The organism is Streptomyces sp. NPDC059255 (assembly GCF_042752355.1).
In the GTDB taxonomy this organism is placed as follows: domain Bacteria; phylum Actinomycetota; class Actinomycetes; order Streptomycetales; family Streptomycetaceae; genus Streptomyces.
The window spans coordinates 729,032-741,476 of record NZ_JBHYZP010000001.1; the positions used below are offsets into that span (position 1 = coordinate 729,032).

General features: G+C 73.3%; 11 protein-coding genes and 1 pseudogene. 9 read left to right on the plus strand and 3 right to left on the minus strand.

The window, feature by feature from the left end; translation table 11 throughout:
• Positions 1-5: 5 nt before the first annotated feature.
• Positions 6-1,214 carry a cytochrome P450 gene (locus ACFXKG_RS03235; protein ID WP_384831378.1) on the minus strand — a complete coding sequence of 403 codons (1,209 nt, stop codon included), beginning with the start codon at positions 1,212-1,214 and terminating at the stop codon, positions 6-8.
• A 306-nt stretch (positions 1,215-1,520) separates the two neighbouring features.
• Between ACFXKG_RS03235 and ACFXKG_RS03240 the strand changes: the two genes are divergently transcribed.
• From ACFXKG_RS03240 to ACFXKG_RS03250, 3 genes and pseudogenes are all read left to right on the plus strand, one after another.
• Positions 1,521-2,201 carry an ABC transporter permease gene (locus ACFXKG_RS03240; protein WP_384831381.1) on the plus strand — a complete coding sequence of 227 codons (681 nt, stop codon included), beginning with the start codon at positions 1,521-1,523 and terminating at the stop codon, positions 2,199-2,201.
• Complete coding sequence (locus ACFXKG_RS03245; protein WP_384831384.1) at positions 2,198-2,905, plus strand: ABC transporter permease; 708 nt, start codon at positions 2,198-2,200, stop codon at positions 2,903-2,905. Before ACFXKG_RS03240 ends, ACFXKG_RS03245 begins: the two co-directional genes overlap by 4 nt.
• Positions 2,902-3,852 (plus strand): annotated as a pseudogene (locus ACFXKG_RS03250) (ABC transporter substrate-binding protein); the annotation flags it as partial. The gene ACFXKG_RS03245 and the pseudogene ACFXKG_RS03250, both read left to right, overlap by 4 nt.
• Before the next feature lie 20 nt (positions 3,853-3,872).
• Here the strand turns inward: ACFXKG_RS03250 and ACFXKG_RS03255 are convergent.
• Together ACFXKG_RS03255 and ACFXKG_RS03260 are read right to left on the minus strand one after the other, a co-directional pair.
• Complete coding sequence (locus ACFXKG_RS03255) at positions 3,873-4,847, minus strand: acetylxylan esterase (RefSeq protein ID WP_384831387.1); 975 nt, start codon at positions 4,845-4,847, stop codon at positions 3,873-3,875.
• A gap of 205 nt (positions 4,848-5,052) precedes the next feature.
• The gene (locus ACFXKG_RS03260) at positions 5,053-6,228 is read right to left on the minus strand and encodes an ABC transporter ATP-binding protein (protein WP_384831390.1); all 1,176 of its coding nucleotides are present in this window, start codon (positions 6,226-6,228) and stop codon (positions 5,053-5,055) included.
• Between the two features lie 248 nt (positions 6,229-6,476).
• Here ACFXKG_RS03260 and ACFXKG_RS03265 point away from each other — a divergent pair, with 248 nt between their 5' ends.
• The 6 genes from ACFXKG_RS03265 to ACFXKG_RS03290 all read left to right on the plus strand — a co-directional run bounded on the left by ACFXKG_RS03265 (position 6,477) and on the right by ACFXKG_RS03290 (position 12,350).
• On the plus strand, positions 6,477-7,775 hold the full coding sequence (locus tag ACFXKG_RS03265; protein WP_384831393.1) for an alpha/beta fold hydrolase: 1,299 nt from the start codon (positions 6,477-6,479) through the stop codon (positions 7,773-7,775).
• A gap of 112 nt (positions 7,776-7,887) precedes the next feature.
• The gene (locus ACFXKG_RS03270; RefSeq protein ID WP_384831396.1) at positions 7,888-8,250 is read left to right on the plus strand and encodes a DUF5133 domain-containing protein; all 363 of its coding nucleotides are present in this window, start codon (positions 7,888-7,890) and stop codon (positions 8,248-8,250) included.
• Between the two features lie 94 nt (positions 8,251-8,344).
• Complete coding sequence (locus tag ACFXKG_RS03275; RefSeq protein ID WP_384831399.1) at positions 8,345-8,935, plus strand: helix-turn-helix domain-containing protein; 591 nt, start codon at positions 8,345-8,347, stop codon at positions 8,933-8,935.
• Between the two features lie 78 nt (positions 8,936-9,013).
• Positions 9,014-9,982, plus strand: coding sequence for an NADPH:quinone oxidoreductase family protein (locus tag ACFXKG_RS03280; RefSeq protein ID WP_384831402.1), 969 nt, complete (start codon positions 9,014-9,016; stop codon positions 9,980-9,982).
• Positions 9,979-11,193, plus strand: coding sequence for an acyl-CoA dehydrogenase family protein (locus tag ACFXKG_RS03285; protein WP_384831405.1), 1,215 nt, complete (start codon positions 9,979-9,981; stop codon positions 11,191-11,193). The genes ACFXKG_RS03280 and ACFXKG_RS03285 overlap by 4 nt, the downstream gene beginning before the upstream one ends.
• Positions 11,190-12,350: an acyl-CoA dehydrogenase family protein gene (locus tag ACFXKG_RS03290; RefSeq protein ID WP_384831408.1), complete on the plus strand. Its 1,161-nt coding sequence runs from the start codon at positions 11,190-11,192 to the stop codon at positions 12,348-12,350. The genes ACFXKG_RS03285 and ACFXKG_RS03290 overlap by 4 nt, the downstream gene beginning before the upstream one ends.
• The last annotated feature ends 95 nt before the right edge of the window (positions 12,351-12,445 follow it).

A 12,445-nucleotide genomic window follows, 5' to 3' on the forward strand; every position in this document is an offset into this window, starting at 1 on the left:
CTCCTTCACCAGGCGACCGGAAGCGCCAGCGGATAGCGCCAGATGGAGTCGGTGTTCCACCGCACCTCCGGCTCGGGAACGGCCAGCCGCAGCGCGGGGAACCGGCGGAACAGGGTGCCGACGGAGACCTGGAGGGTCATCCGGGCGAGATGGGAGCCGAGGCAGTGGTGACTGCCGTACCCGAACGCCATGTGGACGGCGGGGTCCACGCGCTCGAAGTCCAGCTCGTCCGGGCGCTCGTAGACGAAATCGTCCCGGTTGGCCGTCAGATAGGAGACGTGGACCGTGTCGCCCGCCTTGATGGTCACCCCGTCGAACTCGACGTCCTCCAGGGCCACCCGCGGGATACCGACCCCCTGGCGGAACGGGATGTACCGCAGCAGTTCCTCGACGGCCTGGGGCAGCAGCTCGGGGCGGGCCCGCAACTGCGCGAGCTGCGCGGGGTGGGTCAGCAGCGTGAAGACGATGTTGCTGATGTCGTACGTGGTGGTGTCGTGGCCGGTGACGACCAGGAGCATGGCCAGGACGGCCAGTTCGGCCTCGTCCAGCATCTCGTCGCCCACCCGGGCGGTGGCGAGCGCGCTGATGAGATCGTCCCCCGGAGCGCGCCGGCGCGCCGCGGTCAGCTCGGTGAAGTACGCCCGCAGCCCCGCCTTCGCCCCGACCGCGGAGTCGCGGTCGGCGGCGTTCATGGACATCATCGCCATCGCCCAGTCACGCAACTGGCGCCGGTCCGCCACAGGTATGTCGAGCAGTTCGCAGATCGACATCAGGGGCAACCGGTCGGCGAGGTCGGCGACGATGTCGCCCGGCCCGCCCCGCGCGACCATCTCGTCGAGGAGTTCGTCCACGGTCCGCTGGGTCCAGGGCCGTGTCTGCTCGACCTGACGGGTGGTGAACGCCTTGATGATCAGCCGGCGTACCCGGTTGAGGTTGGGCGGGTCCATCAGGTTGATCGCCTCGGACTGGGCGATGGGCGCCGGGGTGATCCGCGGAAAGTCCTTGCCGATCAGCGCCGCGCGGCTGAACCTCCGGTCCGAGGTGACGGTCTGGACGTCCGCGTACCGGGTGACGAGCCAGCAGTCGCCCTCTCCGTACGGCATCCGGACCCGGGCCACCGGAGCCTCGGTCCGCATCCGGGTCATGAAGGGGTCGGGTTCCAGCGCGTTGTCATGTCGGACCGGGCAGGTCCGCACGGAATCCGAAGGAGTCATCGCGGCACTTCCTCAGGGGAGGGAACAGATGGCGAGTAGTCCTGATTGATCGGAGCATGCCATGACGATCGTCGCCACACTCAAGTAATTCCGTCCAGTTCACCCGTAAGGGGTATTTACGTGTGATCCCACGCAACATCCTTACCATTCAGGCGAATTGGGACCCCGCGCTCCGCCCTCGGACCCCTCCCCGGCAGCCCCGGCGCCCGCCACGCGGATCTCGCCGCGCCCCACTCGACCGTCCCGCCTCCCCCGTACGGTCCAACACGGCGCGCGGGCGCCGCCCGGCGGCGCTCCAATGGACAGGTGACCGCGCCCCCGGACGACTGCCTCGCGCGCAACGAGTGGATCTGCGGCGCCTACCTCTCCAGCCGCCGAACGATCCTGTGGGACGCGGTGCTCCAGCACCTCCAGCTCACCTTCGCCGCCGTCCTGATCGGCCTGGCCATCGCCGTACCCCTCGCGCTCGCCGCCCGCCGCTGGAACGCGGCGGCGGCCCCCGTCCTCGGCGTCACGACCGTCCTCTACACCATTCCGTCGCTCGCCATGTTCTCGCTGCTCCTGCCGTTCTACGGACTGTCCGCCTCGCTCGTCGTCGCCGGGCTGGTGCTCTACTCCCTGACCCTGCTCGTACGGAACATCCTCGCCGGGCTGCGCGGCGTCCCCGAGGAGACCCGGCAGGCCGCCCGCGGACTCGGATACGGCCCGCTCCGGCTGCTGCTCACCGTCGAGCTGCCGCTCGCCCTGCCCGCGGCCCTGGCCGGACTGCGTATCGCGACCGTCTCGGCGGTCTCCCTCGTCACCATCGGCGCCATCGTCGGATACGGGGGGCTCGGCAACCTCATCTACGCCGGGATGAACTCCTTCTTCAAGGCGCAGGTGCTCACCGCCTCCGTGCTGTGCGTCGTCATCGCCGTCGCCGCCGACGTCATCCTCCTGCTGCTCCAGCGCCGGCTCACCCCCTGGACCCGGCGGGCCCGCGCGTGAACACCCTCACCGCCGCCTGGTCCTGGCTCACCAGCCCCGCACACTGGTCGGGCGACGGCTCCATCGGCGACCGGCTCAACGAGCACCTCTTCCTCACCGTCGTCTGCCTCGCCCTGAGCTGCGCGCTCGCCCTGCCCGTCGCCCTGGTCCTCGGCCACCTCGGCAGGGGAGGCGCCCTCGCCGTCAACATCTCCAACGCGGGGCGCGCCGTCCCCACCTTCGCGGTTCTCGTCCTGCTCCTCCTCACCCCGCTCGGCGCGTACGGACAGTGGCCCACGATCATCGCCCTGGTCCTCTTCGCCGTCCCGCCGCTGCTCACCAACGCCTATGTCGGGATGCGGGGCGTCGACCGGGACACCGTCCGGGCCGCCCGCGGCATGGGCATGACCGCGTGGCAGACGCTGTACCGGGTCGAGGTGCCGCTCGCGCTGCCGCTGATCCTCACGGGCGTACGGATCGCCGCCGTCCAGCTCGTGGCCACCGCCACCCTCGCGGCGCTGATCGGCGGCGGGGGACTCGGCCGGATCATCACCGCCGGGTTCAACCTCGCCGACACCGCCCAGGTGGTGGCGGGCGCCGTGCTCGTCGCCGCCCTGGCGCTGCTGGTGGAGGGGGTGTTCGAGGCGGTGCGCCGGCTGGGGACGTCCGGGCCGCGGTGGGGCCGGACGGGCCGGACGGGAGGCCCCGGGGACGGCGCAGGATGAGACCGCTGCGTACCACCGCCCTCTGCGGCGTCCTGCTCCTGGCGACGGCCACCTGCACCACGGGACCGTCCCTGGAGCACCGGGGCGCCGTCACCGCCCCGCCCGGCGACAGCCGTCATCTCACCGTCGGGACCGCCGGTTTCACCGAGAGCGACCTGCTGGCCCAGATGTACGCGCTCCTGCTGGAGCAGTCCGGGTACCACGCCAGAATTCTCTCGGTCACCAACCGGGAGCTCTACGAACCGGCCCTGGAGAGCGGCCGGATCGATGTCGTACCGGAGTACGCGGCCACCTTCGCCGACTGGCTGAACGCCAGGACCCACGGCCCCGGCGCCCGCCCCGTCGGCTCGCCCGACCTCGCCACCACGATGAAGGCGCTGCGCACCCTCGCCTCGGCGCGCGGGCTGACGGTCCTCGCCCCCGGCCGCGCGGTCGACCAGAACGCCTTCGCGGTCGCCGCCTCCTACGCACGGAAGCACCGCCTCAGGACCCTGAGCGACCTGGGCCGCTCCCGGCTGCCGGTGCGGCTCGCCGCCGGGGACGAGTGCGTACGCCGCCCGTACTGCGCGCCGGGGCTGAGGAAGACGTACGGGATCGACATCACCGGCATCGACCCGAAGGGCGTCGGCACCACACCGGCCAAAGAGGCCGTGCGGCGCGGCCAGGACCAGATGGTGCTGACCACGACGACCGACGCGACCCTCGGCCGGTTCGGACTGGTGCTGCTCGCCGACGACAAGCACCTGCAGAACGCCGACAACATCGTGCCCGTCGTCAACCGGGCCAGGGCCGGCGCGCGAGGCGTCACCGAGGCCCTGGACCGGCTGAACACCGTACTGACCACCGCGGACCTGGCCGGTCTGGGCGAGCGGGTGGACGGCTGGCGGCGGCTGCCCGAGGACGTCGCCAGAAGCTATCTGGAGTCGAGGGGACTGCTGCCGGCCGGCAGCGGCGGCCCGCCGCCCCGTCAGCCCGCCCGCAGCCGTTCCGGCAGCCAGCGCAGTTGCGCGGCCTGCTGGTACGGGCCGCCGCCCTCGTGGTCGTTGAAGTCGTACACCTCGATCGACTTGTCCTCGTGCGCGTACGCGTTGAACGCGCCGAACACCGTCGACGGCGGGCAGGTCTCGTCCTCCAGGGCCACCGAGAACAGCGCGGGGGCCCGGCCGCGCGCCGCGAAGTGCACGCCGTCGAAGTAGTTGAGCGTCCGCCACGCCCGCTCCGTACGGCCCCGGTAGGTCTTCAGGTAGAGGCCCACCTCGCGGTACGGATGCCGGGCGCTGATGGTCGTGGCCCGGGGGAAGTCGCAGAGGAACGGCACATCCGGCGCCACCGCCACCAGGTCCGGTACGAGACCGGCCACCGCGAGGGTGATCCCGCCGCCCTGGCTGGCGCCGGCGACCGCGGTGCGCGCCGCGTCGACCAGCGGGTGGGCCCGGGCGGCCTCCACGGCGCGCACCGCGTCCGTGAACAGCCGCCGGTAGTAGTAGTCGTGGGGGTCCTCGATGCCGCGGGTCAGGAAGCCCGGTATGGAGGAGGCGCTGCCCACCGGGTCGGGGGTGTCGCCGCCGTCCCACCCGGCGCCCTGGCCCCGGGTGTCCATCACGAAGTGCGCGAAGCCGGCCGACCCCCACAGCAGATGACTGTGCGGCAGCCCGCGCCCGCCGCCGTACCCGACGTACTGCACCACCACGGGCAGCGGCTCGCGGGCGCCCGCGGGCAGGACGAGCCAGCCCTTGACGGGGTGGCCGCCGAAGCCGGCGAAGGTCACGTCGAGGACGTCGAGCGTCGTCAGCGCGGTCGGGACGGGCTCGAAGCGCGCGTCGAGATCGTGGCCGCGGGTCTCGGCGAGGGTCTTCGCCCAGAACTGGTCGAAGTCCTCGGGCTCCACGGACGCGCTCCGGTAGTCGCGGAGCTGGTCGAGGGGCAGATCGGCCTGGGGCATGCGGGACCACCTCGGTAGGGAAACGGGGCTACTGGCCAAGCGGCCAACTGGACAACGGATGATCACACCGTACGACCGGAGGGTGGATCGCAGAAGAGCGCGAACCCGCCGGTGCGGCCGGCGTCAGGTCACCGGGCCGCGGCGGCAGGCGTGGACGACCTGAGTCCTGCTGCCCACGGCCCGCGCCCGGGTCGAACGACGGATCTCAGGCGTCCGAGACCGAGTCGAAGTCGACCTCGCCCCGGCCGATGCCCTGCGCGTCCGCGTCGACCGAACGGCGCAGCGCCTCGTGGAGCTTGGCCGGGGTCAGCACCCCCGCGAAGCGCGCCCCGTCCAGCACCGCCACCCACCCCGCGTCGTGCTGGAGCATCTCGCTGAACGCCTGCTTCAGCGGCGAGCCGAGCGGCACCCACGCCTCCATCCGCCGGGCGTGGTCCCCCACCGTGCCGGGCTCGGACCCGTCGGTCCCCGCGCGGGCCGGCGCGCCGGCCGCGATCCAGCCGTGCAGCTCGCCCGCGTCGTTCAGCACCACCGCCCAGCGGGCCCCCTCCGCACGCATCCGCGCCGCCGCGTCCCGCGCGGGCTCCCCGGTCCTGGCGACGGGCGGCTGCTCCAGATCGGCCGTCTCGACCGCGGTCACCGAGAGCCGTTTCAGCCCCCGGTCGGCACCGACGAACCGGGCCACGTAGGGCGTCGCCGGGGTGCCGAGGACCGCGCCCGGGGTGTCGAACTGCTCGATGCGCCCTTCCCCGTACACGGCGATGCGGTCGCCCATCCGTACCGCCTCCTCGATGTCGTGGGTCACCAGCAGCACGGTCTTGCGCACCGTCGCCTGGAGCTTCAGGAACTCGTTCTGCAGCCGCTCGCGCACCACCGGGTCCACCGCGCCGAACGGCTCGTCCATCAGCAGCACCGGCGGATCGGCGGCCAGGGCGCGCGCCACCCCGACCCGCTGGCGCTGCCCGCCCGAGAGCTGCGCGGGATAGCGCGGACCGTACGTCGCCGGGTCGAGCCCCACCAGCTCCAGCAGCTCCGCCGCCCGCTCGCGCGCCCTCGCCCTCTTCCAGCCGAGCAGCGTGGGGACGGTCGCGGTGTTGTCGAGGACCGTACGGTGCGGGAACAGCCCGACCTGCTGGATGACATAGCCGATCCGGCGGCGCAGCGCGACCGGGTCGACCCCGGAGACGTCCCGGCCCTCGACGAGGACCCGGCCCGAGGTGGGCTCGATCAGCCGGTTCACCATCATCATCGTGGTCGTCTTGCCGCACCCCGAGGGCCCCACCAGCGTCACCAGCTCGCCCTCGCGCACCTCGAAGGACAGGTCGTCCACGGCCGCCGTACCGTCCGGGTAGACCTTGCCGACCTGCTCGAACCGGATCATGACCTCACGCTAGGAGCGGCCGGTCCCGCCCGCACACGGGCCGCGACTGTCCGGGGCACCGCCCGCGTCCGGGGCAGCGGCGGCGTCCGCGTCCGGGTCCGGAGGGCAGCGGCGGCTGAACACGCACCGTGCCCGTTCCGTATCCACCGGGGCGGGCCGAGGCGCCCGCCGACCGTGTGCTGAAATGTCCGGCGTGACTGCCCCGGTGGTGCCTGACCGCCTCAGGGGCGCGAGAACAGGAGCCCTTCTTGACCAGCTACCGCCAGCCCGGCGTCGTCCTCACCGACCACCGCTTCACGGTCCCGCTGGACCACGGCGATCCGGGCGGCGAGCGGATCGAGCTGTTCGCACGCGAGGTCGTGGCGAGCGCGCGGGCCGGCGCGGAGCTGCCCTGGCTGGTGTACCTGGAGGGCGGGCCCGGCTTCGGCGCGCGCCGGTTCACCGGCAGACAGGCGTGGCTCGGGCGCGCCCTGACGGAGTTCCGGGTGCTCCTGCTCGACCAGCGGGGCACCGGCCTCTCCACGCCCGTCAACCGGCAGACCCTGCCGCTGCACGGCGGCCCGCGCGCGCAGGCCGACCACCTCGCCCACTTCCGCGCCGACTCCATCGTCCGCGACTGCGAGACCATCCGCCCGCTGCTCACCGGCGGCGCCCCCTGGACCGTACTCGGCCAGAGCTTCGGCGGCTTCTGCGCCACCCACTACCTCAGCGCCGCTCCCGAGGGACTGGACACCGTACTGATCACCGGGGGACTGCCGTCCCTGGACGCCACCGCGGACGAGGTCTACCGCGCCGCGTACCCGCGGATCGCGCGCAAGGTGGAGGCCCACTACGCCCGTTACCCCCAGGACGTCGAACGGGCCCGCGCCGTCGCGCGGTACGTCGCCGAGCACCGGCCGGTCCTGCCCGGGGGCTACACCCTCACACCCGAGGCGTTCCAGTCCCTCGGCATCGTCCTCGGATCGGGGGACGGCAGCCATCAGCTCCACTACCTGCTGGAGAACGCCTTCGTCCGCACCCCCAAGGGCCCCGCCCTCTCCGACGCCTTCCAGGAGAGTGTGGCCTCGGCCCTCTCCTTTGCTGGACACCCGCTGTACGCGCTGGTCCACGAGGCGATCTACGCGCAGGGCGGTTCGGCCACCGACTGGGCCGCCGAGCGGGTACGGGGTGAGTTCGCCCGGTTCGACGCCGCCAAGACCCTCGCCGGGGAGGGCCCGCTCTACTTCACCGGCGAGTCCGTCCACCCCTGGCACTTCGAGAGCGACCCGGCGCTGCGCCCCCTGCGCGAGACCGCCGAACTGTTCGCCGCCCGCACCGACTGGCCCGCCCTGTACGACACGGCGCGGCTGGCCGCCAACGAGGTGCCCGTCGCGGCGGCCGTCTACCACGACGACATGTACGTCGACACGGAGCACTCGCTGCGCACCGCGCGCGCCATCCGCGGCCTGCGCACCTGGGTCACCGACGAGTTCGAGCACGACGGGGTACGGGCGGGCGGCCCGCGCGTCCTGGACCGGCTGCTGGCGCTGGCCCGCGGCGAGAGCTGAGCCTCCGACGCCCGCCGCGCGGATGCGGCGCGCCGGGGGGAGAATGACGCTCAGGGGACTGTGTCAGGGCTGTGCGTGACGACCGGTCCCCGCCGAAGCGGAGGTGGTGGACATGCTGCTGCCGGACAGACATCTTGTCGCCGATCTCCTGGCCCGCTACCGGGCCTGGGAACGGCTGGTGCTCGCCGATCCGCTGGACGTGACGACCCGCAGACGCTTCGAGGACGTGGCGTACACCCTCTGCGTCCTCATGGGACAGCGCACCGCGCGGGAGGCGATCTGGCAGGCGGAGGCGTATCTGCGCAGGATCAGGCCGGTTCCGATCTTCCCGGACGGTACGGAACCGGGCGGTACCGGTTCGAACCGTACGGGGACGGACCGTACGGGGTCGGACCGCACGAGGCCGGACGGGAGACGGGCGGGCATGACCCGGGCCGACGCGGCCAGGACGGACGCGGCCCGCGCGGACGGCTGAGCGCCCCGCGGCGGCCCGGGAGGCGCCCGGCCGGCGCCGTGCCGGATCGCCGTGCCGGATTGACAAACGGGCGTGCCGTTTCTGCAATGTACGGATGGACGAAGACCCCCGGCTCGACGACGTGCTGAACCAGGTGGGACCCCGGCTGCGCCGGATCAGGCGCGAGCGCGGGGCCACCCTGGGCGCGCTCTCCGCCGCCACCGGCATCTCCGTGAGCACCCTCTCCCGGCTGGAGTCGGGCCACCGCAGGCCCAGCCTCGAAGTGCTGCTGCCCATTGCCCGCGCCCACCAGGTCCCGCTCGACGAGCTGGTCGGCGCGCCCGAGGTGGGCGACCCCCGGATCCGCTCCAAGGCGATCGTGCGCGGCGGCCGCACGATGGTGCCGCTCACCAGCCGGCCGGGCGGCCTCCGGGCGTACAAGGTGGTGGCGGAGAACACGCCCGACCACTGCGACGACGAGCAGCGGACCCACGAGGGGTACGAGTGGCTGTACGTCCTCTCCGGGCGGCTGCGGCTGCGGCTCGGCGACCACGATGTGGTGATGGGCCCGGGAGAGGCGGCCGAGTTCGACACGCGGGTCCCGCACTGGTTCGGCCCGGCCGGGGACGCGCCCGTGGAATTCCTGAGCCTCTTCGGCCCGCAGGGCGAGCGGATGCATGTCAGGGCGCGGCCGAAGACGCCCTGAGCGGGCTGTTCCCAGCGTGACAAGCGACCGCTTAGTATGCACAGGGACGTGGTACCGACCCCGTGTGTGGAGGCCCGAATGCTGGCATGGCGCGTGCACAGGAACGGCGAGCCCGCGGAGGTGATGCGGCTGGAGGAGACCGAGCTTCCGGTGCCCGGCGCCGGGCAGGTCCGGCTGCGGGTCAGGGCCGCGAACATCAACTTCCCGGACGCCCTGCTCTGCCGGGGCCAGTACCAGGTACGGCCGCCGCTGCCCTTCACCCCGGGCGTGGAGATCTGCGGCGAGACCGAGGACGGCCGCCGCGTCATCGCCACACCGCAACTGCCGCACGGCGGCCTGGCCGAGTACGTCGTGGCCGACGAGGCGGCGCTGCTGCCCGCGCCCGGCACACTGGACGACGCCGAGGCCGCCGCGCTCCACATCGGCTACCAGACCGGCTGGTTCGCCCTGCACCGGCGGGCCGCCCTCAAGCCGGGGGAGACCCTGCTCGTACACGCCGCGGCCGGCGGCGTCGGCAGCGCCGCCGTCCAGCTCGGCAAGGCGGCGGGGGCCACCGTCATCGGGGTCGCCGGAGGCCGCAACAAGACCGCCGTGGCCCGGGAGATGGGGTGCGACGTGGTCATCGACCGGCGCACGGACGACATCGTCGCGGCCGTCAAGGAGGCCACCGGCGGCCGGGGCGCGGACGTCGTCTACGACCCGGTGGGCGGCGACGCGTACACCGCCTCCGCCAAGAGCGTCGCCTTCGAGGGCCGCATCGTCGTCGTCGGCTTCGCGAGCGGGACGATCCCGAGCCCCGCCCTCAACCACGCGCTGGTGAAGAACTACACGATCATGGGGCTCCACTGGGGCCTCTACAACTCCAAGGACCCCTCGGCGGTGGCGCGTTGCCACGAGGAACTGACCGCGCTGGCGGCCCGGGGCGCGATCAGGCCGCTCATCAGCGAGCGGGCCGAGATGAAGGGCGGCGCCGACGCCGTGCAGCGCGTCGCCGACGGCGCCACCACGGGCCGGGTGGTCGTCCTCCCGGCGGGGGAGCTCCGGTGACCGCTGCCGCCGACGTCCCCGACGCCGCCGAACTCCGCTCCCGCACCAGGGAACTGCTGGCCGGACACCCGCCGGCCACCACCGGGCGCACCGACTTCCTCAGGGCGCGCTTCGACGCCGGACTCGCCTGGGTGCACTACCCGGCCGGACTCGGCGGACTCGACGCGCCGCGCTCCCTCCAGGCGGTGGTGGACGCCGAACTCGCCGCCGCCGACGCGCCCGACAACGATCCCCGGCGGATCGGCATCGGCCTCGGCATGGCCGCGCCGACCATCCTGCGGTACGGCACCCGGGAACAGAAGGAGCGCTTCCTGCGGCCCCTGTGGATCGGCGAGGAGGTGTGGTGCCAGCTCTTCAGCGAGCCCGGCGCCGGCTCCGACCTGGCGGCCCTCGGCACCCGCGCGGTGCGCGAGGGCGGCGGCCAGGACACCGGCGACTGGATCGTCAACGGCCAGAAGGTCTGGACGTCCAGCGCCCATCTCGCCCGCTGGGCCATCCTCATCGCCCGTACCGATCCCGAGCTGCCCAAACACCAGGGCATCAGCTACTTCCTCTGCGACATGACCGCCCCGGGCGTCGAGGTACGGCCGCTGCGCCAGATCACCGGCGAGGCGGAGTTCAACGAGGTCTTCCTCACCGGCGTCCGCATCCCCGACGCCCATCGGCTCGGCGCGATCGGCGAGGGCTGGAAGGTCGCGCAGACCACGCTGATGAACGAACGGGTCTCGATCGGCGGCGCCCGCCTGCCCCGCGAGGGCGGCATGATCGGCAAGGCCGCCGCCACCTGGCGCGAGCGGCCGGAGCTGCGCACCCACGATCTGCACCGGCGGCTGCTCACCCTCTGGGTGGAGGCCGAGGTCGCCCGGCTCACCGGCGAGCGGCTGCGCCAGCAGCTCGTCGCGGGCCAACCGGGGCCCGAGGGAAGCGGGATGAAACTCGCCTTCGCCCGCCTCAACCAGGAGATCAGCGGCCTGGAGGTGGAACTCCTCGGCGAAGAGGGCCTGCTGTACTCCGACTGGACCCTGCGCAGGCCCGAACTGGTCGACTTCACCGGACGCGACGCCGGATACCGCTATCTGCGGTCCAAGGGCAACTCCATCGAGGGCGGTACGAGCGAGGTCCTCCTCAACATCGTCGCCGAGCGCGTCCTCGGTCTGCCCCCGGAGCCGCGCAACGACAAGGACGTCCCCTGGAAGGACCTGACCCGGTGACCACGCAGCCCGCCCCCGCCGCGACCTCCCCCGACCTGCTCTACTCGGAGACCGAGGACGATCTGCGGGCCGCCGTACGGTCGTTGCTCACCGACCGGGCCGACCTGCCGGCCACCCTCGCCCGCGCCGAGTCCGGCGACCCCTACGACCCCGGGCTGTGGACCTCGCTCACCGCCGGGATCGGCGTGGCGGGGCTGCTCGTCCCGGAGAAGCTGGGCGGCCAGGGCGCGGGCCACCGGGAGGCCGCGGTCGTCCTGGAGGAGCTGGGCCGCGCCATCACCCCCGCGCCCTACCTCACCAGTTCGGTGATCGCGACCGAGACCCTGCTCGGCTGTGACGGGGAGAGCACCGAGTCCACCGATGTCGCGGGGCTCCTCACCGCGCTGGCGAGCGGCCACCGTACCGCCGTGCTCGCCCTGCCGCTCACCACCGCCCCGGACGCGCCGCTCCCCTTCGCGGGGGACGCCGTGGCCGCAGGGGACCCGGAGGCGGCGGCGACCACGGTGAGCGCCGTCGCCGACGCCGTACGCGCCGACGTGCTGCTCGTCCCGCGCGCCGACGGTCTGTACGCCGTCGAGACGGCGGCGCCCGGTGTCACCGTCGAGCCGCTGACGCCGCTCGACCTGACCCGCCCGCTCGCCACCGTCACGGTCGCGGCCGGCCACGGCGTCCGGATCGCCGACGCCGCCACGGGAGAGGCCGCCGTACGGCGCGGACTGCTGGCCGGCGCCGGACTGCTCGCCTCCGAACAGCTCGGCCTCGCCGAGTGGTGCCTGGAGGAGACCGTCCGGCACACCCGCGAACGCCACCAGTTCAACCGCCCCGTCGGCTCCTTCCAGGCCCTCAAGCACCGGATGGCGCAGCTCTGGCTGGAGGTCGTCTCGGCCCGGGCCGCCGCCCGCAACGCCGCCGACGCGCTCGCCACCGGCGACCCCGGGGCCCCGCTCGCCGTGGCCGTCGCCCAGGCGTACTGCGGGCGCGTCGCCGTCCACGCCGCCGAGGAGTGCGTCCAGCTCCATGGCGGGACCGGCATGACCTGGGAGCACCCCGCGCACCTGTACCTCAAGCGCGCCAAGTCCGACGAGAGCGCGCTCGGTTCGCCCGGCGCACACCGGGAGCGCCTGGCCGGGCTGGTGAACCTGGCCGGGCCGAGGTGACCGGCGGCGTGCCGGGGAGGGGCCCCGCGGGTGGCTGAATCGCGGATGGCGGGTGGACGAACACTGCGCGGCACAGCCTTGATTCAGGCATGACA